This window comes from Roseovarius halophilus (ex Wu et al. 2025) (assembly GCF_047086965.1).
On record NZ_JBKOTX010000063.1, the window covers coordinates 1 to 20281 of the forward strand.

Genomic DNA, 20281 nt, shown 5'->3' on the forward strand with positions numbered 1-20281 from the left:
GCTGCTGGCCGCGGTGGCGGTGGCGGGCCTGCCCACGGACCGGTTCCATTTCGCCGGGTTCCTGCCCAATGCGCAGGCGGCGCGGCGCGCGGCCCTGTCCGACCTGCGCGATCAGCGCGGAACGGTGGTGCTCTACGAATCGCCGCGGCGGCTTGCGGCGCTGGTCTCGGACATTGCCGAGACCCTCGGCGCGGCGCGCGAGGTCGTCGTCTGTCGCGAGCTGACCAAGCGCTTCGAAGAGCGTCTTGCCGGCCCGGCCGAAGAGCTGGCCCGCCGCCTTGGCGACCACCCGGTCAAGGGCGAATGCGTCGTGCTGATCGCCCCGGGCACCGAGGAGGCGGTGGGCGACGAGGCCGTGCGGGCCGCGCTTGTTAACGCGATGGAAACCATGCGGGTCAAGGATGCAGCCAATGCCGTGGCCGGGGCCATGGGCCGCCCCCGGCGCGAGGTCTACCAGATCGCATTGGCCCTGAAGGACAAGACATGACGCAGGACAGGATGCGCGGGCTGACCGCCTTTCATTCAGGCATCGCCGCGGAGCATTGCGTCGAGCGCCACTATGAACGGCGGGGCTGCGAGGTGCTGGCCCGCCGCTGGCGTTCTGCATCGGGCCAGGTCGACCTGATCGCGCGGTCGGGGCCGCAGACTGTCTTCATCGAGGTCAAGAAGGCGCGCGCCCATGCGCAGGCCGCGGCGCGGATCGCCCCGGCGCAGGCCCGGCGGATCATGGACGCCGCACTCGAATACCTCGATCAGGCCGGGGCGGGGGCCGATTCGGACATGCGCTTCGACGTGGCGCTGGTGGACGGAACGGGCCGGGTCCGGGTGGTGGAAAACGCCTTCCTCGTCTGACCGCCCCGGTCTTGCCGTTGCCCAAGCCCGGCCGATGGGCCATGTAGGGGGCGACATCAACTGACCCGGACCCCCCCAATGCCCCTTTCCGTCGCCCTCCAGATGGACCCGATTGGCGCCATCGACATCAAGGCAGACAGCACCTTCCGCATCGGGCTCGAAGCCCTGGCGCGGGGTCACAGCCTGTTCTTCTACACGCCCGACCGGCTGTCCTACCAGGAGGGCCGGATCATGGCCCGCGGCTGGGATCTGGAACTGCGCGCGCTCGAGGGCAACCATTTCAGCCTCGGCCCGGAACGCGAGGTCGACCTGTCCGAAATGGACGTGGTCTGGCTGCGCCAGGACCCGCCCTTCGACATGAGCTATATCACCAACACCCACCTGTTGGAGCGCATCCACCCCGAGACATTGGTGGTCAACGATCCCTTCTGGGTGCGCAACTACCCTGAAAAGCTGCTGGTGCTGGATTTCCCGGACCTGACGCCGCCCACGGCCATCGCGCGCGATCTGGAGACGCTCAAGGCGTTCCGCGCGCGCCACGGCGACATCATCCTCAAGCCGCTCTACGGCAACGGCGGGGCCGGGGTGTTCCGCCTGCCCGAAGGCGACCGCAACCTCGTTTCGCTGCACGAGCTGTTTTCCGGCATCAACCGCGAGCCGCTGATCGTGCAGAAATTCCTGCCCGCCGTCGCCAAGGGCGACAAGCGGGTGATCCTGGTCGACGGTGAACCCGTGGGCGCGATCAACCGCGTTCCGGCCGCGGGCGAGACCCGGTCGAACATGCATGTCGGCGGCCGCCCCGAGAAAGTGGCGATGACCGAGCGGGATCACGAGATCTGCGCCCGCATCGGCCCGCTTTTGCGCGAAAGGGGCCAGATTTTCGTGGGCATCGACGTGATCGGTGACTGGCTGACCGAGATCAACGTGACCTCGCCCACCGGCATCCAGGAACTCGAGCGTTTTGACGGCACCAACGTGGCCGGGCTGATCTGGGACGCGATCGAGGCCAAACGGTGAGCCTGCGGGCGCGGATGCTCAACACCTGGCTGCGGCGGTTTGAGCGGCCCATGCTGGCGCGGATGCCCGCGCAACCGGCCTCGAAAATGCGCGCACGTTTCGAAACGCAGGCCCGGATGTTCTTTGCGCCGCCGCGCGGCACCCGCGTCATGCTGACAACAGTTGCGGGCCTACCCGCGCTCGATATCGGCCCCGAGGGCGCGCCCCCGATCCTCTACCTGCACGGCGGGGCCTATGTCTTCGGCAGCCCGCGGACCCACGCGGGGCTGCTGGGGCGGCTCGTGGCGCGTTGCGATGCCCGCGCGGTGTTGCCGGATTACCCGCTTGCCCCGGAACACCCCTTTCCCGCCGCGCCCGAGGCGGTGCTGGCCGCCTATCGCGACCTTGCGGCGCAGGGCCCGGTGATCCTGAGCGGCGACAGCGCTGGCGGCGGTCTTGCGTTGGCCCTGCTGGCGCTGATCTGCCGCGAGGGGCTGCCGCAGCCGCTGATGACCTTCGCCCTGTCGCCCTGGACCGACCTGACCCTGTCGGGCGACAGCATGACGGCTAATGCCGACACGGACGTCCTGCTACCGCCTCGGCGCATCGCCGAGGCGCGCGATATCTACCTGAACGGGGCCGATCCCACCGACCCCCGCGCCTCGCCGCTTTTCGCCGATTTCAAGGGGGCCACGCCGGTACACATCTGGGCGGGTGAGACCGAGATCCTGCGCGACGACGCCCGGCGCATGGCCGAGCGCCTGCGCGGGCAGGGGGTCGCGGTGACGCTGACCCGTGAACAGGACCTGCCCCATGTCTGGCCCATCTTCCCGGCCTGGCAACTGCCCGAATCCGCGACCACGCTGGACCAGGTCGCGCAGGCCGTTCAGACCTCGCTGGACAGGGCCAGTCGATAGCCCACAGCCTCGGCCACATGCGCGCGGCGCAGGTCCTCGGCCCCGTCGAGGTCCGCGATGGTGCGCGCCACCCGCAGCACCCGGTGATAGCCCCGCGCCGAGAGGCCGAAGCGTTCGGCGATCTTCAGCAAAAGCGCCTTTCCCTCGGCATCCGGCGCGGCCACCTCTTCAAGCGCACTGCCCTCGAGATCGGCGTTCACACGCGCCTGCGTGCGCGCGAAGCGCCCGGTCTGGATGTCGCGCGCCGCCATGACCCGCCCGGCCACATGGGCCGAGGTTTCCGAACCGGCGGGCAGGTCGAGATCGGCGAAGGCCACCGGCGGCACCTCGACCCGCAGATCGAAGCGGTCCATCAGCGGCCCGCTGATCCGGCCCAGGTAGTCCTCGCCGCATTGCGGGACACGGGCGCAGGCGCGGGACGGGTCGCTCAGGTAGCCGCACTTGCAGGGGTTTGCGGCGGCGACCAGCATGAAGCGGCAGGGATACTTGATATGGGCATTGGCCCGGGCCACCATGACTTCGCCCGTTTCGATGGGCTGTCGCAGGGTTTCCAGCACTGTGCGCGGGAACTCGGGAAACTCGTCCATGAAAAGAACGCCATTGTGCGCCAGGCTGATCTCGCCCGGTTTCGCCCCGCGCCCGCCGCCCACGATGGCCGCCATCGAGGCCGTGTGGTGGGGCTCGCGGAAGGGGCGCTGGCGTGAAATCCCGCCGTCGTCCAGCAGCCCGGCCAATGAATGGATCATCGAAGTCTCCAGCGCCTCGGCGGCGCTCAGGGGCGGCAGAATGCCCGGCAGGCGCGCGGCCAGCATGGATTTGCCCGACCCCGGCGCGCCGATCATCAGCATATGGTGGCGCCCGGCGGCGGCGATCTCCAATGCCCGTTTGGCCCGTTCCTGTCCCTTCACGTCCGAAAGGTCGCGCCCGGTCGGTGCGCTCGTGACCTCGCCCGGTGCGGCCGGTGCCAGAGGCGTCTGGCCGGTGTAGTGTCGCGCCGCCTCGCCCAGCGATGTGGCCCCGATCACCGTCGCGGCGTAGACCCAGGCGGCCTCTGCCCCGCAGGTGGCGGGGCAGAGCAGGCTGCGGCTTTCCTCGGCGGCCGCCATGGCCGCCGGCAGCGCGCCGATCACCGGGACCAGCCCGCCATCCAGTGACAATTCGCCCAGGGCCACCGTCTCGGCCACCTTGTCGTCGGGCAGCACGTCCAGCGCCGCCAGCAGGGCCAGCGCGATGGCCAGGTCGAAATGGCTGCCCTCCTTGGGCAGGTCGGCGGGCGAGAGGTTCACGGTGATGCGCTTGGACGGCAGCGCGATGGACATCGACGACAGCGCCGAGCGCACCCGGTCGCGGGCCTCGGAGACGGCCTTGTCGGGCAGGCCGACAATGGAAAAGGCCGGTAGACCGGGCGAGACGGCGCATTGCACCTCGACCATGCGGGCCTCGACCCCCTCGAAGGCGACCGTGTATGCGACAGAAACCATGGAGCGACCCCGGTGTTAAGACCGGTTAACGTTAATCACCCCCGTGGTTAACGTAGGGTGAATGGCCGACCGAATCGCGGGCCCGCCCGGGGGCCGGCCCTTGCCAACCCTGCGTGACGGCCGGAAATGCGGCGGATCGGGGCCGCGGCCGGCCTGCGGTCAGGGGGTGTCGCGGGTTTCGTCGCCCCCACCCGCGGAATCTCGCTCAACAGGTGATCCGTCCGCGCAGCCTTTGCGTACAAGTTTCAAGTCTGCACAGGATGGCACACAGACAGGGGGTTCCCATGGCACTCGACACTGCCGACGATCAGAGCATGACGCGCTCGGCCATGAAGGCCGAGTTGCTGGACGCAGAGACCGAGCTGAAACTGGCCTATGCTTGGCGCGATGAGCGCGACGAAGAGGCCCTGCACCGCCTCATCACCGCCTACATGCGCCTCGCCATTTCCATGGCGTCCAAGTTCCGCCGCTACGGCGCGCCGATGAACGACCTGATCCAGGAGGCCTCGCTGGGGCTGATGAAGGCCGCCGACAAGTTCGATCCGGACCGCGGCGTGCGTTTTTCGACCTACGCGGTTTGGTGGATCAAGGCCAGCATCCAGGACTCCGTGATGCGCAACTGGTCCATGGTGCGCACAGGCTCAACCAGCAGCCAGAAATCGCTGTTCTTCAACATGCGCCGCATCCAGGCCCGGTTGGAGCGTGAGGCGAGCGCGCGTGGCGAAACGCTTAACCCGCACGACCTGCGTAATGCGGTTGCCAAGGAGCTCGGCGTGCCCGTTCACGATGTCGAGATGATGGAGGGGCGGCTGTCCGGCTCGGATTTCTCGCTTAACGCGACCCAGTCGACCGAGGACGAGGGTCGCGAGTGGATCGAGGCACTGGAAGACGAAAGCGACCAGGCCGCCCAGACCGTCGAGGCTGATCACGACAACGACACCCTGCGCCAGTGGCTGCTGACCGCGCTGACGGCGCTCAACGACCGCGAACAGTTCATCGTGCGCGAGCGCAAGCTGCGCGACGATCCGCGCACGCTGGAAAGTCTTGGTGACGAATTGGGCCTCTCCAAGGAGCGTATCCGCCAGCTCGAGTCGGCGGCCTTCGGCAAGATGCGCAAAACGCTCGAAGGGCGGTCGCGGGAGGTGCTCAACCTGCTCGCATGAGGGGATTGTTTTGCGCCCTGGCCGCCGCGGCCACGCCCGTGGCGGCCGAGCCTGCGCGTGATGCCATCGTGCCGTCCGCGGCCGTTGTGATTCTGGGAGAGACCCACGACAACCCGCACCACCATGCCCGCCAGGCCGAGATCGTCGCCGCACTCGACCCGGCCGCACTGGTCTTCGAATTCCTGACGCCGGGGCAGGCCGAGGGGCATGTCCCGGGTGCCGCCGAGGCTGATCTGGAGGCGGCGCTGGGCTGGGATGCCTCCACCGGGCTGCCGGACTTCTCGATGTATTATCCGATATTCGCCGCCGCGCCCGAGGCCGAGGTTCTGGGCGCGCGGGTACCACGGCCCGAGGCGCGCGAGGCGATGCAGCGGGGCGTGATCGAGGTGTTCAGCGGCAGCGCGCCCCTGTTCGGCCTCGACGAGCCGCTTCCGGAGGACGAAATGGCGCAGCGGCTCGCGCTTCAGGCCGAGGCCCATTGCGATGCCCTGCCCGAAGAGATGCTGCCGCTCATGGTCGAGGTGCAGCGGCTGCGCGACGCTGAGCTGGCCCGCGCCACGCTGGCGGCGCTGGAGGCGGCGGGACCGCCCGTGGTGGTCATCACCGGCAATGGCCATGCCCGCAAGGACTGGGGCCTGCCGGCTCTGCTGGGGCAGGCCCGGCCCGGGCTGGAAGTCTTCGCCCTGGGCCAGGCGGAAGGCGAGGGTGCCCTGTCGGGGGACTTTGACCTGGTGGTTTCCTCGCCGCCCGTCGACCGCGAGGACCCCTGCGCCGCCTTCCGATAGGGGCGCGGGCCGCATTGCCCCGCCCGCGCTTGCGGGCTACGCTTTGGCGGAGTTCATGAAAGGCCGCGCCATGCTGACTGGCAAATCCATCCTGCTGATCGTCGGTGGCGGGATCGCCGCCTTCAAGGCGCTGGAGCTTGTGCGCCGCCTGCGCGAGCACGGGGCCCGTGTCACCCCCGTCCTGACGGGCGCGGGGGCGGAATTCGTCACGCCGCTCAGTCTGTCGGCGCTGGCGGGCGAAAAGGTTTATCGCGACCTCTTCGATCTGACGGCCGAGGCCGAGATGGGCCATATCGAACTGAGCCGCGCCGCCGACCTGGTGGTGGTGGTCCCGGCCACGGCCGACCTCATGGGAAAGATGGCCGCCGGGCTGGCCGATGACCTGGCCTCGACCCTGCTGCTGGCGACGGACAAGCGGGTGCTGATCGCCCCGGCCATGAATGTCCGCATGTGGGACCATCCCGCGACCCGGCGCAATGCCCAGACCCTGCGTGACGACGGTATCCTGTTCGTCGGCCCGACCGAGGGCGACATGGCCTGCGGCGAATTCGGGTCGGGACGCATGGCCGAGCCGCTGGAGATCGTCGCGGCGATCGAGATGGCGCTGGGCGCGGGGCCGCTGAGAGGGCGGCATGTGCTGGTCACCTCGGGGCCGACGCATGAACCCATTGACCCGGTGCGCTATATCGCCAACCGATCCTCTGGCGCGCAGGGCGCGGCCATCGCCGCCGCACTGCGGGATCTCGGGGCGCGGGTGACCTTCATCACCGGCCCGGCCACGGTGCCCGCGCCGGCCGGTGTCGAGGTCGTGCCGGTGGAAACCGCCCGGCAGATGCTGGCGGCGGTCGAGGCCGCGCCCGTGGCCGATGCGGCCGTCTTTGCCGCCGCCGTGGCCGATTGGCGCGTGACCAGTGAAAACGACCGGAAGATCAAGAAGGATGCCGGCGGGCAGCCCGCGCTGGCCTTCGCCGAAAACCCCGACATCCTTGCCACAGTCAGCCAGCGCGCAGCGGGGCGACCGGGCCTTGTCGTGGGCTTCGCCGCCGAAACAGAGCACGTCGTCGAGAACGCCGAGGCCAAGCGTGCCCGAAAAGGCTGCGACTGGCTGCTGGCCAATGATGTGAGCCCGGAGACCGGCATCATGGGCGGCACGGAAAACCGCGTGGTCCTGATCACCGAGGCGGGGGCCGAGGACTGGCCGCGCATGAGCAAACATGCGGTTGCCGACCGGCTGGCCCGGCGGATCGCCGAGGCGCTGGGTTGAGACCGGCGGATTTGAGTTTACTTGCCAAGATGAAGATAAAGCGAGGGCGGGCATGGTGATGATCCGGGTCGAATGGGACGCGGGCGCGGATCGGGCGCTGGGCCTGCCGAGCTATGCAAGCGCCGGGGCGGCGGGGGCCGACCTGCGCGCGAATTTCGAGGATCGCGGGCAGGTCGTGCTGGCCCCCGGCGCGCGTGCGCTGATCCCCACGGGCCTGCGGCTGGCGATCCCTGAAGGCCACGAGGTTCAGATCCGGCCGCGGTCGGGGCTGGCGCTCAAGCACGGGATCACCCTGCCCAACAGCCCCGGCACCATCGACAGCGACTACCGCGGACCGCTGGGCGTGATCCTGCAAAATACCGGGGACGCGGATTTCACCGTCACCCATGGGAGCCGCATCGCGCAGATGGTCGTTGCCCCGGTGGCGCAGGCCGCCTTTGAGGTCGCTGCGCTGGATGACACCGACCGGGGCGCCGGCGGCTTTGGATCGACGGGGGCGACATGACGGTTGTTCTGGCCATGGTGGCAGCGCTCTGGGGGATCGGCATCGTGATGAAGGCGCCCTATTCGGCGCGGTTCACCATGATCGGCGTGCTGATCGCTGCGGTCCTTCTGGTGCAGCTGATCCTGCCGGACGGCCACCCCCTGCGCGAGGCCACAGGCAGCGATCCGCGGCTCTGGGGGCTGCTGATCGGGCTGGGAATCGTTGTCTGGGCCTATACACTGGTCTTTGGCCGGGTAAAGGCCCGGGCGCGGCGCAGCCAGGCCGAGGCGGCGCCCAAGTCGGGTGGTTTCAACGAGACCGAGCTGGACCGCTATGCCCGCCATATCGTGCTGCGAGAGATCGGCGGCCCGGGGCAGAAGGCCCTGAACGAGGCGCGCGTTCTGGTGATCGGGGCCGGGGGCCTCGGGGCGCCCGTCCTGCAATACCTGGCCGCGGCCGGGGTGGGCACCATCGGCGTGATCGATGACGATCTGGTCGACAACTCCAACCTGCAGCGGCAGGTGATCCACACCGACGCCCGCATCGGCATGCCCAAGGTGCATTCGGCGGCCGAGGCCATGGCGGCGCTCAATCCCTTCGTGACGGTGCGCCCCTACCAGCGCCGCCTGACGGCACAGATCGCGGACGGGCTTTTCGACGATTATGACCTTGTGCTCGACGGGTCGGACAATTTCGACACGCGCTATCTGGTCAACCGCATCTGCGCACAGAAGGGTATCCCGCTGATCGCCGGCGCCCTGACCCAATGGGAGGGGCAGATCAGCCTTTACGACCCGGCAAATGGCGCGCCCTGCTATGAATGCATCTTCCCCCAGCGTCCGGCGCCCGGCCTCGTGCCCAGTTGCGCCGAGGCCGGGGTGCTGGGGCCGCTGCCAGGGGTCATCGGCGTGATGATGGCGGTGGAGGCGATCAAGGCGATCACGGATTCCGGAGAGGGGCTGCGCGGGCGGCTGATGATTCATGATGCGCTCTATGCCGAGACCCGCGTGATGGCGACGAAACCGCGTGCTGAATGCCCCGTATGCGGCGCACCCGGCGAAGGAGAGACGACATGACCAACCCCCTGCTTGCCGACTGGGACACGCCCTTCGGCCTGCCGCCCTACGATCGGATCACCGATACCGATTATGCCCCGGCAGTCGAGGCGGCGCTGGACGCCGCGCGCGCCAATATTGCCGAGATCGCGGAGACCCCCGACCCGCCGACCTTTGCCAACACGATCCAGGCGCTGGAACTGGCCGACGAGGGCCTGGCCCGCGTCCTGGGCGCCTTTTACGCGCAGGCCGGGGCCGACAGTAATGACGCGCGCCAGGCGCTGATGCGCGACTTTTCCCCGAAACTGGCGGCTTATGGCTCCGAGATCACGTCGAATGCGGCGCTCTTCGCCCGGATCGAGGCACTTTGGCAGGACCGCGATGCGCTGGAGCTGACCGGGGAACAGGCCCGCGTGCTGATGCTGACCCGGCGCGGGTTCCTGCGGGCCGGGGCGCAGTTGCGGGGCGCCGAGGCGGACCGGCTCAAGGACATCAAGCAGCGGCTGGCCGAGCTGGGCACGCGCTTCACGCAGAACCTGCTGGCCGATGAGCGGGACTGGTGCATGGACCTGTCAGAGACGGACCTGCAGGCCCTGCCCGGCTTCGTGCAGGACGCCGCCCGCGCGGCGGGGGCCGAACGCGACCGCGGGCCGGTGGTGACCACGTCGCGCTCGCTGATCGTACCCTTTCTGCAATTCTGCCCCGACCGGGCCCTGCGGCAGCGGGCCTACGAGGCATGGACATCGCGTGGGGCCATGGGCGGCGAGACGGACAACCGCGCCATCGCCGCCGAGGTGCTGAAATTGCGCGAAGACCGCGCCGCCCTGCTGGGGTATGACACCTTTGCCGCCTACAAGCTGGAAACCGAGATGGCGGGCACGCCCGGCGCGGTGCGCGACCTGCTGATGCAGGTCTGGACCCCGGCCAGGCGCGCAGCCGAAGCGGACGCTCAGGTTCTGACGGAGATGCTGCAGGCCGACGGGATCGCGGGGCCGCTGCAGCCCTGGGACTGGCACTATTACAGCGAACGCCGCCGCGCCGCCGAGCACGACCTTAACGAGGAAGAGATCAAGCCTTACCTGCAGCTTGACCGGATGATCGCGGCGGCGTTTGATTGCGCGAACCGCCTGTTCGGGCTGGACTTCAGGGAAATCGACGCGCCGCTCTATCACCCCGACGCCCGCGCCTGGGAGGTCACGCGCGACGGGCGGCATATGGCCGTTTTCATCGGCGACTATTTCGCGCGCGGGTCAAAACGCTCGGGCGCCTGGTGCAGCGCGATCCGGAGCCAGCAGAAGCTGGCCGGTGAGATTTGCCCCCATGTCGTCAACGTGTGCAATTTCGCCAAACCGTCCGAGGGTCAGCCCGCCGTGCTGTCCTACGACGACGCGCGCACCCTGTTTCATGAATTCGGTCATGCCCTGCACCAGATCCTGTCGGACGTGACCCATGCCTCGATCAGCGGCACCTCGGTGGCGCGCGACTTCGTGGAGCTTCCCAGCCAGCTTTACGAACACTGGCTGGAGGTGCCCGAGGTGCTGGAAACCTTTGCCAGCCATGCCGAGACGGGCGATCCGATGCCGCGCGATCTGCGGGACCGGCTGCTGGCGGCCACCACCCATGATGCCGGGTTCCAGACGGTCGAATACCTCGCCTCGGCCCTTGTTGACCTGGCCTTTCACGATGGCCCGGCGCCGGCGAACCCGATGCAGAAACAGGCCGAGGTGCTGGAACAGATCGGCATGCCGCCCGCGATCCGGATGCGCCACGCCACGCCGCATTTCGCCCATGTCTTTGCCGGCGACGGTTATTCCAGCGGCTACTACAGCTACATGTGGTCTGAGGTCATGGACGCCGATGCCTTCGAGGCCTTCCAGCAGGCCGGCGGCCCCTTTGACCCGGCGATGGCCAGGGCGCTGGAGGCGCATGTCCTGTCGCAAGGCGGGTCCGAGGACGCGGCCACGCTCTATACCCGGTTTCGCGGCGGGCTGCCCGATGCGGCGGCGCTGCTACGGGGCCGGGGGCTGGCCGCGTAGGGCCTCGGCCAGTTTCTCGATTTCGCGCAGCTCCTCGGCCACGGCGCCTGCGAAGGCCAATCCGGCATCGGGCACCGCGCCGGGGTCTTCCGCGCCCAGTTCCAGGTGATTGCGGTCGGCCAGGTAGCTGTCGACGCCCCGGTCCCCCAGTGCGGCAACGATCCGGGCGAGCAACTTGCGCTGGGCGATGAGGCGGGCTTCGAGTATCTCGGGGGTCACGGCGTCTCCTCTTGTCGGTCTTCGGGCTTCTGGGGGTCTTCGGGGTGCGGGGTCACGCCATGCGGGTCCTTGTGGATCAGCACGTCGGCCTGCGGATGGTCGGCCAGGATGGCCCGGCGCAGTGCGGCGCCTATGGCATGGGCCTCTTCGAGGGTCTGGCTGCCGTCCAGCTCGATATGCAGGTTCACGAACAGGCGGCTGCCCGATTGCCGGGTCTTGAGGTCGTGATGGCCCAGAACGCCGGGGAAATCCGCGACGGTCCGCTCGATCCGGGCCAGGGTCGCGGGATCGGCTTGCCGGTCCATCAGGGCGTTCCAGGCGCCCCGGGCGATGCGCAGGGCGCTGACGATCAGCATCACCGCCGCGCCCAGGGCGACGATGCTGTCCACCTGGCCCAGCCCGAAGCGGGCCGAGGCGAACAGGGCGACCAGCGCGCCCAGGTTCGGCACCAGGTCGCCGACGTAGTGCAGGCTGTCGGCGGCCACGACCCTGTTGCCGGTCCGCCGCGCCACGCGCCGTTGCCACCAGACAAGCGCCGCGGTCAGCACGATGGAAAAGACCATGACGGCCATGCCGCGGGTTTCCTGCGCGGGCAGGGGGCTGTCGCCCGCCACCAGGCGCAGGACCGCCGCCCCGCCGATGGCCCCCGCCGAGACGATGATGAAAAGCGATTGCGCCAGCGCCGCGAGGTCCTCGATCGCGGTATGGCCGAAGGCGTGGTCGGCATCGGCGGGTTTGGCGGCATAGGCGATGGCCGCCAGCCCGCCCAGCGAGACCATGAGGTCCAGCGCGCTGTCGGCCAGCGCCGCGGCCACGGCCAGCGATCCGGTCTGCCCGAAGGCCCAGAGCTTGGCCACCACGAGCACCAGCGCCACGGTGACCGAAGCAAGACCGGCCGAAAGGTTCAGTCTGTGATGCGATCCTGCCATTGCCGGGCAGTCTAGTCGCGAATCTCGTCGGGAAACACACCCCAGAGCACCGGCTTGGGCGCCCAGCCGCGATGCCCCCCCGCGACCAGACGGCACCAGTCGCGGCGGCATTCATCCAGTTCGGCGATCACGCCTATCTCGACAATGGCGGTCTGCTGGGCCGTCTCCTTGGGCCGGGCCCGAAGCGACAGCATGTCGCGCGTCACGATCACAGTGCGGTTGCCCGACAGCAGCGCGTAATGCACCCAGCCGCCCATGCCCTCGTGGTCGCCCACGCGGCGCCAGTGGCCGTATTCGGCGGTGACGCGCAGCGGCATGTCGCGGCGCGTGAAGACCCAGTCGATCCGGTGCGACAGGCTGGGGCCCCGGCGCACGTTGGCCTCGTTCACCTTGAGCGAGACAAAGCGCGGCAGGGGCAGGTTGGTGACAGGCCCGCGCGCTTCGGGAACCGTGGTATCAGGCACCGCGCTGTCCTGCGCCGGGGCCATCCCGGCACAGAGCACGAAGACACAGGCCAGCACCTGCCGCCAGATTGTCATGAAGTCACCTGTCAAACTGCGCCTCTTGCGCGCGGGTTCTTGTGCCACGTCGCGGATGCGGGCAGGTTGCCACACAGGATCATGAGTGGAAAGCGACGGAGGCCCCCGGATGCCACGCAAACGCCTGAGTGTTGTCGTCACGCGACGGTTGCCCGAGGTTGTCGAAACCCGCATGAAAGAGCTTTTCGACGTGCAGCTGCGCGACGATGACAGCCCCATGAGCCCCGAAGAACTGGCTGAGGCCGTCCGCGGGTGCGACGTCCTGGTGCCGACACTGACCGACACCGTCAATGCCGGGCTGCTGGGGCAGGCGGGCGAGCGGCTCAAGCTGATCGCCAATTACGGCGCCGGGGTGGACCATATCGACGTGGGAACGGCGCGCCAGCGAGGTATCCTCGTGTCGAATACGCCCGGTGTGGCCACCGAGGACACCGCCGACATGACCATGGCGCTCTTGCTCGCCGTCACCCGCCGCATCCCCGAGGGTCTGGCGCGGATGCAGTCGGGCGAATGGAGCGGCTGGGCCCCCAACGCCATGCTCGGCGGGCGCATCGCCGGGCGGCGGCTGGGAATCCTCGGGATGGGCCGGATCGGCCAGGCCGTGGCGCGGCGCGCTGCGGCCTTCGGAATGCAGGTGCATTACCACAACCGCCGCCGCCTGCGCCCGGAAACCGAGGACGAGTTGGGCGCGACCTACTGGGAAAGCCTCGACCAGATGGTCGCGCGCATGGACGTGATCTCGGTCAACTGCCCGCACACGCCCTCGACCTTCCATCTGATGAACGCGCGGCGGCTCAAGCTGATGAAACCGGACGCGGTCATGGTGAACACCTCGCGCGGCGAGGTGATCGACGAAAACGCACTGACGCGGATGCTGCGGGCCGGTGAACTGGCCGGGGCGGGGCTGGATGTCTTCGAACACGGCAACCAGATCAACCCGCGCCTGCGCGAACTCAAGAACGTGGTTCTGTTGCCGCACATGGGCTCGGCCACCCGCGAGGGCCGCATCGAGATGGGCGAGAAGGTGTTGCTGAACATCAAGACCTATCACGACGGCCACCGGCCCCCCGATCAGGTGGTCCCGGCCATGCTGTGAGGCGGGCGCAGGGGGCGCTTGTCCGGCCCCTGGGTCATGGGGGCGCGCATCATTGCCCCGGGCGGGGTCAATCCGCTGCCGTGCTCCTGGGCGATCCGCCCGCCCGATCCCCTACTTGTAGACCTGATCTGGGCCGGGGAAGGTGCGCGATGTCACATCGTCGGCATAGGACTTGACCGCCGCTTCGATCATCGGGCCCAACTGGCCGTAGACCTTGACGAATTTCGGCGTCCAGGGGTTCAGGCCCAGCATGTCCTCGAGCACCAGGACCTGGCCGTCGCAATTCCGCGACGCGCCGATGCCGATGGTGGGGATATCCACCGCCTCGGTGATGCGGTCGGCAAGGTCCTCGACCACGCCCTCGACCACGACAGCGAAGGCACCGGCCTCGGCCACCGCCCTGGCGTCCTCGACATGCACCTTCCAGGCGTCCTCGTCGCGGCCCTGCACCTTGAAGCCGCCCATGGTGTTCACCGATTGCGGGGTCAGGCCGATATGCGCCATCACCGGGATGCCACGGTCGACGAGAAAGCGGATGGTCTCGGCCATGCGCGCGCCGCCCTCCAGCTTGACCGCCTGGCACTGGGTCTCCTTCATGATCTGCGCGGCGTTGCGAAAGGCCATGTTGGGGCTTTCCTCGTAGGTGCCGAAGGGCATGTCGACCACGACCAGCGCCCGCTTGGTGCCGCGCACCACGGCCTTGCCGTGCATGATCATCAGGTCCAGTGGCACGCCCACGGTGCTTTCCATCCCGTGCATCACCATTCCGAGGCTGTCGCCCACGAGGATGAAATCGGCATGTTTGTCGACCAGCGCCGCGGTATGGGCATGGTATGACGTCAGCGACACGATGGGCGCACCGCCCTTGCGGGCGCGCAGTTCCGGCACGGTGGTGCGGCGGATGGTTTCGGTCTGGGCGCTCATGGACGGACCTCCCTTTGGTCGATCAAGAGGACACGATTGTCCCCGCTGCCGAATTCGGCGGAAATCATGATGCCGACCGGCCCTGTCAACGGGCCGGTGGCGGGGGTGAAATCGGGCAGCCGGACAATGTCCAGCCCCTCGAGCGTGGCGCGGGGCTCATCGGCAATCCGGTCGCGGATGATCCGGGCGAGGTCCTCGGCCGTTGCGGCCCCGCCGTGCTGTGCCGCGTCCAGCGCGCGCGACAGGATGGGGGCGGCGGTGCGGTCTTCGGGGGTCAGGCGGGTGTTGCGGCTGGACAGGGCCAGCCCGTCGGTGTCGCGCACCGTCGGCACGCCGCGGACCTTCACGGGCATGTGCAGGTCGCGCACCATGCGCTTGATGACATGCAGCTGCTGGTAGTCCTTTTCCCCGAAATAGGCGGCGTCGGGCTGGCAGATGTTGAACAGCTTGGCCACCACGGTGGTCACGCCGCGGAAATGGCCGGGCCGGACGGCTCCGTGCAGCATGTTGGCCAGGCGCGTCGTCTCGACCACGGTCTCGTCGCCTTCGGGGTAGATCTCGGCAGCCTCGGGGATCAGCACCGCGTCGACGCCGGCGGCCTCGAGCCGCGCAAGATCCTCGGCCTCGGTCCGGGGGTAGTTGGCCAGGTCGGCGGCCTCGCCGAACTGGGTGGGGTTGATGAAGATCGTGGCCACGACCCGGTCATGGGCCGCGCGCGCTTCGCTGACCAGGGCCATGTGCCCGTCATGCAGCGCGCCCATGGTCGTGACGAGGCCGACCCCCGCGCCGCCGGCGCGGAACCGGGCCACGGCGGCGCGAATGTCGGAAACGGTGCGGCAGATCTGCATGGGCTGTCCCGGTCGGCGTCGTAATGTGCCCCGCAGGCTTACACCGGGCCGGGCCGGGCGGGCAACCGATGTCATTGAGGCGGGCGGTTGCCAAGCGGTGTGCGTTCGCACGCTTTCAATCCGCCAGAGGGGGATGATCGCGTCGCCCCCGGACGGCAGGCGGATTGCGGCGGGGGCGGGGGGCGCTGCCCCCGTCGGTCTGCGACCGACTCCCCCGCGGTATTTGGGACCCAAAGAAGCTGGGCGTCGGTTTTGAGAGGTCTGGCGTCGGCTGCAGGTCGCAGGATTTTGCCAGAATGGGCATGGTGGCCGCGATAAGGAAAGCTGGAGTCCTCGAGATGAAAACCAATGTCCGTGCGCTTGTCATCGGTGGCGGGGCCATCGGCTCCTCGGTCGCCTATCACCTGGCCCGGGCGGGCTGGGACGAGATCGTGTTGCTGGAGCGCGATGAACTGACCGCGGGTTCGACCTGGCACTCCGCCGGGCTGCTGCCGCTGTTCAACATGTCCTATGCGGTCAGCCATATCCACGACTACTCGGTGAAGTACTACAAGACCCTGGAGGAAGAGACGGGGCTGAATGCCGGCTTCTCGGTGGTGGGCAACCTGCGCATGGCCCGCACCCGGGACCGGATGGACGAATACATGGTCTATGCCTCCACCGCCGAGACAGTGGGCATTCACTACGAATGGATGACCCCGGCCCAGATCAAGGAGAGCTGGCCACTGGTCAACACCGAGGATTTGCAGGGCGCGATCTACCACCCCGAGGACGGCTACATAAACCCGGCGGACCTGACCATGGCCATGGTCAAGGGCGCGCGCCAGCGCGGCGTCACGATCGAGCGCAAGTGGCAGGCGGATGCCTTTGAGTGGAAGGGCGACCACTGGGACGTGACCTGCACCAGGATGGTGGAGAAGGGCGGCAACCTCGTGCCCACGGACGAGCAGGTCGTGGTCTCGGCCGAGCATGTCGTCACCGCCAGCGGCAACCATTCGCAGCGCGTGGCCCGCATGCTGGGCATCAAGCTTGCGGCGATCCCCGTCGAACACCAGTACATCATCACCGAGCCCGACCCGGAGCTGAAGACCTACCGTGCCGCCGGCAATGCCGAGCACCCGGTTCTGCGCGATGCCGATGCCAAGTGGTACGTGCGCGAAGAGCGGGGCGGCTGGATGCTCGGCCCCTATGAGCTGAACGCTCCGGCGCGGTTCGAATACGGCGTGCCGGACAGTTTCCGCGCGGACCTCTTCCCGCTCGATCTGGAGCGGATCGAGGAGGAATACATGTCCATGATCCACCGCATTCCGACCACCGAGGAGCTGGGTCTCAAGGACGATTTCAATGGGCCGATCTGCTACACGCCCGATGGCAACCCGCTGCTTGGCCCCGCCCCGGGGCTGCGCAACATGTGGCTGGCCGAGGGGTTTTCCTTCGGCATCACCGCCGCGGGGGGCGCCGGAAAGTACCTGGCCGATCTCATGGTCGAAGGCGAGGCCGAGATCGACATGGCCAGTCTCGACCCGCGCCGTTTCGGCAGCTGGACCACCACGGAATACAGCGCCCGCAAATGTGAAGAGGCCTATGAACACGTCTACATCCTGCACCACCCTGACGAAGAGCGCGAGAAATGCCGCCCGCTGCGCACCGCGCCCAGCTATGACCGGCTGAAGGCGCGGGGCGCGCAGTTCGGCGTGGTCAACGGCTTCGAGCGGCCCAACTATTTTGGCCCGCTGGACGCGCCCGAAAGCTTCGACCATGACGCGCGCAGCTTCCGCCGGGGCGGCTGGTGGCAATATGCCGTGGACGAGGCCAAGGCGGTCCGCGAGGGCGTCGGCCTGCTGGATGCCAGCGCCTTTACCAAGCATGTCGTCAAGGGTCCGGGCGCGACCGCCTTTCTGGACTGGTTCACCTGCAACAGGCTGCCCAAGGTGGGCCGCATCAACCTGACCTATGCGTTGACACCGGCAGGCACGACGCGCACGGAATACACCATCGTCCGGCGGGCCGAGGATGAATACTATCTCGTCTCCTCCGGGGCGCTGACGGATTACGACGGTGACTGGCTGCGCAAGTGCGCCGCGGACAAGGCGGCCGAGTTCGGCTATATCGTGGTCGAGAACGTGACCACGCAATACGGTGTCTTCGCCATCGCCGGGCCGAAATCCCGCGATGTGCTGGCCGAGGTCATCAAGGATGCCGAACCGGACACGGCCCTGTCGAACAAGCGCTTCCCCTGGTTGTCGGCCCGGCAGATCGAGCTGGGCATGTGCCCGGTCAACGCGATCCGCGTGGCCTATACCGGCGAGCTGGGCTGGGAGTTGCACCACCCGATCGAGATGCAGAACTATCTCTTCGACCTGCTGGAGGCGGCCGGCGAAAAGCACGGGATGAAGCTGGTCGGAGCGCGGGCGCAGAACTGGCTGCGCCAGGAAAAGTCCTACCGCGCCTTCGGGCACGAACTGGGCCGCGATGCCACCCCGCTGGAGGCTGATCTGCCGCGCTTTGTGGACCTGTCCAAGGAGTTTCAGGGCAAGGCCGCGATGGAGGAGCTCGGGCTGCGCACCAAGTGCTGCACCCTGCTGATCGACGGGCCCGAGGACGCCGACCCCTGGGGGGTCGAGGCGCTTTATCATGCTGCCGAGAAGGTCGGGCGGCTGACATCGGGTGGCTATTCGGTGCATTTCGGCAAGTCCATCGGCATGGGCTATGTCCGGCCCGACCTGGCCGAACCGGGGACCCGCCTGAAGATCAGGATGTTCGATCAACTGTGGGACGCCGAGGTGGTCGTGGACTCGCCTTATGACCCCGCCAACGAGACGATCCGCAAGGACGGCTGAACCCGCAGCGAATCGCGGGCCCCGTCAAGCGCCGGTTGCGACAGGGTCTCGGCCCGCGCGATCCAGCCCGCCTGCGCCAGCCAGTTGGTGCCAGGTCGGGCGCGGTGGCGTCCAGGGCGTGCAGGATGAACAGGTGGCCGGCCAGCTGGTCGAAGTGGCCCGCCCGGCGGGCATCGCGGAGGTCCGTTGCGCCGTGACCATGCAGCGGCGCTATCTCCATCCGCTGCTGGCCGAGGTGCTGGGCCCGGCCTGAACCACCCGGTGTGGTCAGTCGCGCAGGCGGTGCGGGGTCAGCTGTGCCACGATCCCGGCCTCGATTTCGGGGGCGCGCCCGGCGACGAGGTCGGCCACCAGCTGGCTGGCGGCGGGCGCGGTCTGGAAGCCGTAGCCGCCCTGGCCGGCCATCCAGATGAAACGCGGCTCGTCGGGGTCCGGCCCCAGGACAAGCTGCCGGTCGGGGGCGAAGGTGCGCAGACCGGCCCAGTTGGCCAGCATCCGCGTGACCTCGTAGTGCATGACGGCCTCGAACCGTGCCAGCCCCTCGGCCAGAACCATGTCGTCGGCCCAGGCGTCCATGGGCGGCTGGGGGTCTTCGTCGGCGGGCGAGACGATCAGCGCCCCCGCGTCAGGCTTGGCATACCAGTCCTCGCCGGGGCCAAAGACCATGGGCCAGGCCGAGACGTCCATGCCATCCGGGGCCGGAATCCGCGCAATGGACCGGCGCAGCGGATGCACGCCCAGGGGCTGCACCCCGGCCATGTGCGCCACGGTGTCCACCCAGGCGCCGGCGGCATTCACGATCATGCCGGCCTCGAGGTGTTCCGCGCCGATGTCGACGCGCCAGCCGCTGGCGGTTCTGTCGATGTGGCGCACCTCGGCGCGGGGGCGCACCGTGCCGCCGTTCGCCCGGATCTCGGCTGCGAAGGTCTGCACCAGCCGGTCGGTGTCGATGTCCCAGGCCTGGTCATGATAGCCCACCAGTGGCGCCGCCTCGGTATCCAGGATGGGCCAGAGCGCACGCGCCTCTGCGGGCCCGACCCGGTCGAGGCCCATCACGGCCATGTCCGCCTCGAACCGGTCGCGGTCGGCTTCGGCCGCGGCCAGCATCAGCCCGCGCGGGGTCAGGACGCCACCGTTGGCCGCCTGGTGATAGGGGGCGCTGGCCTGACTGAGGGCCATCGTCGAGGGCTTGCCATAGCGTGTTTCGAACAGGGCCGCCGAGCGCCCCGAGGCGTGAAAGGCCAGCGCGTCCTCGCGTTCCAGCAGGGTGACCTGTCCCAGATGCGACAGCCGCGCCCCGACAGAGGCCCCGGCGATGCCGCCTCCGATGATGAGGAAATCCGTCATGCTGCCCCTGTCCGCCGTGAAGGTGCCGGCAGACAATCACGTCACAGGGGCAAGGGAAAGGGGACAGCCCTGGGCGGTCTGATGCCTCGTCATCCGCGCCCGGCGCATGGCTGCGGGACGTCCAGCCCGCAGACCCGGTGCCACCAATGAAAAAACGCCCGCACATTCCTGCGCGGGCGTTCCGGGAGTTCCATCGAATGAGGCTTTAGCGGCGGATGCCCAGCCGCTTGATGAGGTCGCGATAGCGGGCCTCTTCCTTGCCGCGCAGGTAGTCCAGCAACTTGCGGCGCTGGGCGACCATTTTGAGAAGGCCACGGCGGCCGTGGTTGTCCTTCTTGTGGGTCTTGAAATGCTCGGTCAGCGTGGCGATCCGCGAGGTCAGGATCGCGATCTGCACCTCGGGCGAGCCTGTGTCGCCCTCCTTGGTGGCGAAATCCTTCATGATCCGGGCTTTTTCTTCGGGCGTGATCGACATCGGGGTCTCCTGTTCAAACGTGGTTCAAGGC

21 protein-coding genes are annotated in these 20281 nt (G+C 68.5%); 13 read left to right on the forward strand and 8 right to left on the reverse strand.

From position 1 onward, the window contains the following. From rsmI to ACH107_RS14035, 4 genes are all read left to right on the forward strand, one after another. Window positions 1-487, forward strand: a 487-nt coding sequence (gene rsmI, locus ACH107_RS14020; RefSeq protein ID WP_412506356.1) for a 16S rRNA (cytidine(1402)-2'-O)-methyltransferase, incomplete at its 5' end; no start/stop codon positions are given. Next, entirely contained in the window at window positions 484-852 is a 369-nt protein-coding gene (locus tag ACH107_RS14025; protein ID WP_412506357.1) for a YraN family protein, read from the forward strand. The genes rsmI and ACH107_RS14025, both read left to right, overlap by 4 nt. A gap of 78 nt (window positions 853-930) precedes the next feature. Beyond that, a complete protein-coding gene (gene gshB, locus ACH107_RS14030) occupies window positions 931-1869 on the forward strand; it encodes a glutathione synthase (RefSeq protein ID WP_412506358.1) in 939 nt (312 codons plus the stop codon). Beyond that, window positions 1866-2765, forward strand: a complete 900-nt coding sequence (locus tag ACH107_RS14035) for an alpha/beta hydrolase (RefSeq protein ID WP_412506359.1) — start codon at window positions 1866-1868, stop codon at window positions 2763-2765. Before gshB ends, ACH107_RS14035 begins: the two co-directional genes overlap by 4 nt. On the opposite strand, the gene ACH107_RS14040 is transcribed toward ACH107_RS14035, so the two are convergent. Beyond that, window positions 2735-4246, reverse strand: a complete 1512-nt coding sequence (locus ACH107_RS14040; protein ID WP_412506360.1) for a YifB family Mg chelatase-like AAA ATPase — start codon at window positions 4244-4246, stop codon at window positions 2735-2737. The genes ACH107_RS14035 and ACH107_RS14040 overlap by 31 nt on opposite strands. A gap of 284 nt (window positions 4247-4530) precedes the next feature. On the opposite strand from ACH107_RS14040, the gene ACH107_RS14045 reads away from it, so the two are divergent. From ACH107_RS14045 to ACH107_RS14070, 6 genes are all read left to right on the forward strand, one after another. Further along, a complete protein-coding gene (locus tag ACH107_RS14045; protein WP_412506361.1) occupies window positions 4531-5409 on the forward strand; it encodes an RNA polymerase factor sigma-32 in 879 nt (292 codons plus the stop codon). Beyond that, window positions 5406-6194 carry a ChaN family lipoprotein gene (locus ACH107_RS14050; RefSeq protein ID WP_412506362.1) on the forward strand — a complete coding sequence of 263 codons (789 nt, stop codon included), beginning with the start codon at window positions 5406-5408 and terminating at the stop codon, window positions 6192-6194. The genes ACH107_RS14045 and ACH107_RS14050 overlap by 4 nt, the downstream gene beginning before the upstream one ends. A 70-nt stretch (window positions 6195-6264) precedes the next feature. After that, a complete protein-coding gene (gene coaBC, locus ACH107_RS14055; protein WP_412506376.1) occupies window positions 6265-7458 on the forward strand; it encodes a bifunctional phosphopantothenoylcysteine decarboxylase/phosphopantothenate--cysteine ligase CoaBC in 1194 nt (397 codons plus the stop codon). A 52-nt stretch (window positions 7459-7510) separates the two neighbouring features. Beyond that, a complete protein-coding gene (dut, locus tag ACH107_RS14060) occupies window positions 7511-7963 on the forward strand; it encodes a dUTP diphosphatase (protein WP_310690710.1) in 453 nt (150 codons plus the stop codon). Continuing rightward, a complete protein-coding gene (locus ACH107_RS14065; RefSeq protein WP_412506363.1) occupies window positions 7960-9018 on the forward strand; it encodes a HesA/MoeB/ThiF family protein in 1059 nt (352 codons plus the stop codon). Before dut ends, ACH107_RS14065 begins: the two co-directional genes overlap by 4 nt. After that, the gene (locus ACH107_RS14070) at window positions 9015-11033 is read left to right on the forward strand and encodes a M3 family metallopeptidase (protein WP_412506364.1); all 2019 of its coding nucleotides are present in this window, start codon (window positions 9015-9017) and stop codon (window positions 11031-11033) included. Before ACH107_RS14065 ends, ACH107_RS14070 begins: the two co-directional genes overlap by 4 nt. Here the strand turns inward: ACH107_RS14070 and ACH107_RS14075 are convergent. The 3 genes from ACH107_RS14075 to ACH107_RS14085 are packed head-to-tail and all read right to left on the reverse strand — an operon-like array spanning window position 11007 to window position 12720. Continuing rightward, window positions 11007-11252 carry a hypothetical protein gene (locus tag ACH107_RS14075; protein ID WP_310690707.1) on the reverse strand — a complete coding sequence of 82 codons (246 nt, stop codon included), beginning with the start codon at window positions 11250-11252 and terminating at the stop codon, window positions 11007-11009. The two genes, ACH107_RS14070 and ACH107_RS14075, sit on opposite strands and share 27 nt — an antisense overlap. Further along, window positions 11249-12181: a cation diffusion facilitator family transporter gene (locus ACH107_RS14080; RefSeq protein ID WP_412506365.1), complete on the reverse strand. Its 933-nt coding sequence runs from the start codon at window positions 12179-12181 to the stop codon at window positions 11249-11251. Before ACH107_RS14080 ends, ACH107_RS14075 begins: the two co-directional genes overlap by 4 nt. Window positions 12182-12192: 11 nt before the next feature. Then, a complete protein-coding gene (locus ACH107_RS14085) occupies window positions 12193-12720 on the reverse strand; it encodes an SH3 domain-containing protein (RefSeq protein WP_412506366.1) in 528 nt (175 codons plus the stop codon). Window positions 12721-12829: 109 nt separating this feature from the next. Here ACH107_RS14085 and ACH107_RS14090 point away from each other — a divergent pair, with 109 nt between their 5' ends. Continuing rightward, window positions 12830-13816, forward strand: coding sequence for a D-glycerate dehydrogenase (locus tag ACH107_RS14090; RefSeq protein ID WP_310690705.1), 987 nt, complete (start codon window positions 12830-12832; stop codon window positions 13814-13816). 111 nt (window positions 13817-13927) lie between these two features. On the opposite strand, the gene panB is transcribed toward ACH107_RS14090, so the two are convergent. Both panB and panC read right to left on the reverse strand, forming a co-directional pair. Further along, window positions 13928-14740, reverse strand: a complete 813-nt coding sequence (gene panB, locus ACH107_RS14095) for a 3-methyl-2-oxobutanoate hydroxymethyltransferase (protein WP_310690704.1) — start codon at window positions 14738-14740, stop codon at window positions 13928-13930. Then, window positions 14737-15588 carry a pantoate--beta-alanine ligase gene (panC, locus tag ACH107_RS14100; protein ID WP_412506367.1) on the reverse strand — a complete coding sequence of 284 codons (852 nt, stop codon included), beginning with the start codon at window positions 15586-15588 and terminating at the stop codon, window positions 14737-14739. The genes panB and panC overlap by 4 nt, the downstream gene beginning before the upstream one ends. A 338-nt stretch (window positions 15589-15926) precedes the next feature. Here panC and ACH107_RS14105 point away from each other — a divergent pair, with 338 nt between their 5' ends. Next, entirely contained in the window at window positions 15927-18428 is a 2502-nt protein-coding gene (locus tag ACH107_RS14105) for a GcvT family protein (protein WP_412506368.1), read from the forward strand. Window positions 18429-18546: 118 nt separating this feature from the next. Then, window positions 18547-18681, forward strand: a complete 135-nt coding sequence (locus ACH107_RS14110; protein ID WP_310690701.1) for a hypothetical protein — start codon at window positions 18547-18549, stop codon at window positions 18679-18681. Between the two features lie 14 nt (window positions 18682-18695). Here ACH107_RS14110 and ACH107_RS14115 read toward each other — a convergent pair whose 3' ends face one another. Continuing rightward, a complete protein-coding gene (locus tag ACH107_RS14115) occupies window positions 18696-19775 on the reverse strand; it encodes an NAD(P)/FAD-dependent oxidoreductase (protein ID WP_412506369.1) in 1080 nt (359 codons plus the stop codon). Between the two features lie 205 nt (window positions 19776-19980). After that, entirely contained in the window at window positions 19981-20250 is a 270-nt protein-coding gene (gene rpsO, locus ACH107_RS14120; protein WP_310690699.1) for a 30S ribosomal protein S15, read from the reverse strand. Between the last annotated feature and the right edge of the window lie 31 nt (window positions 20251-20281).